Raw genomic sequence first — 1,334 nt, forward strand, 5'->3', positions numbered from 1 at the left:
CCCCAGCGGGAGCTCCTCTGCCCAGCCGCCGTCCACCGGCAGGCGGTACGCGTACGTGTGCCGGCTTTCGGCCTGGCGGAAGGCGCTGGTCACCACAACCTCGCCGCGGGCGGTGAAGCCCTTGACCCTGGTGGTGGCGTGGCCGAAGTATGTCAGCTGGCGGTAGCCCCCGCCGTCCACCTCGGCCGAAACCACTTCCGGCGAAGTCCCCTGGACAACAGTCCAGACGAGCCGTTTGCCGTCAGGGGTAAAGCGGGGGTTGCGGGCAGGAAGCTGCAGCGACGAAACGCGCCACGCCCGGCCACCGCTGAGCGGCGCGATCCAGACGTCGTCCTCAGCCACAAACGTGACCAGATCACCGTGGACATGCGGAAACCGAAGGTAGCTCGAAGAAGTCATCGTACGATCATAGTCAACACCGCCGGAGGTCCGAGGGAGGTTCCGCCGCTGTACCGGGCGTGGTGAGATGGTACATGCGAATCATCATGGCCGGAGCTTCAGGCCTCATCGGAAGCGACATGGCCGCCCACCTGCGTTCGAATGGCCACAAGGTCGTCCGCCTGGTGCGGCGGGCGCCGGCTTCGCCACTGGAACTGCGCTGGGACCCAGCCTCCGGCGAGCTTGATCCAACCCATCTGGAGGGCGCTGACGCAGTGATCAACCTTTCCGGCGCCGGCATAGGAGACCGCCCCTGGACCCGCGCCCGGATTGACGAACTGTTCCGCTCACGGCTGGGCCCCACCCGGACCCTGGCCTCGGCAATGGCCAAAGTCGACAGCCCGCCCAAGGTTTTCCTCAGCCAATCGGGCTCCAACTACTACGGTGACAGCGGGGCGGCCGTCGTTCGTGAGAATTCCCCGAACGGCACAGGAATCATGGCGCAGATCTGCAGCGAGTGGGAAGCAGCCGCACATGGTGCGCCGGGCGGGGTCCGGGTCGTGACGCCGCGCACGGGGGTGGTCCTGAGCAGGAAAGGGGGCGCGTTGGGCCGGCTCATGCCGTTGCTTCGGCTTGGGGTAGGAGGTCCGCTGGGCAATGGCCGCCAGCACTGGCCCTGGATTTCGCTTCCAGACGTGTCCTCAGCGTTCAGCTTCCTGCTTGAGTCCCCGGTCTCGGGTCCGGTCAACGTCTGCGCTCCCGAGGCTGCGGACGTCAATGCCCTCATTTCGCACCTGGCCAGGGCACTCCATCGGCCGGCAGTGTTCCGTGTGCCGGCGCCGGTCCTGCGGCTGGTGATGGGTAAGCTGGCCGACGAACTCCTGCTGGGCAGCCAGCGGATGGAGCCGACGGCCCTTGCTGAGGCAGGCTTCACGTGGAAGCACCCGACCCTTTCC

Annotated in this window: 1 protein-coding gene and 1 pseudogene; one reads left to right on the top strand and one right to left on the bottom strand. The window is 67.0% G+C overall.

Annotated elements, in window-relative coordinates:
• Positions 1-399, bottom strand: a pseudogene (locus DBR22_RS17390) (S41 family peptidase); the annotation flags it as partial.
• Between the two features lie 74 nt (positions 400-473).
• Between DBR22_RS17390 and DBR22_RS17395 the strand changes: the two are divergent.
• Positions 474-1,334: TIGR01777 family oxidoreductase (locus DBR22_RS17395; RefSeq protein ID WP_108600057.1), on the top strand; the 861-nt coding region annotated here is incomplete at its 3' end.

It is taken from the genome of Arthrobacter sp. HMWF013 (genome assembly GCF_003061105.1).
GTDB lineage: Bacteria > Actinomycetota > Actinomycetes > Actinomycetales > Micrococcaceae > Arthrobacter.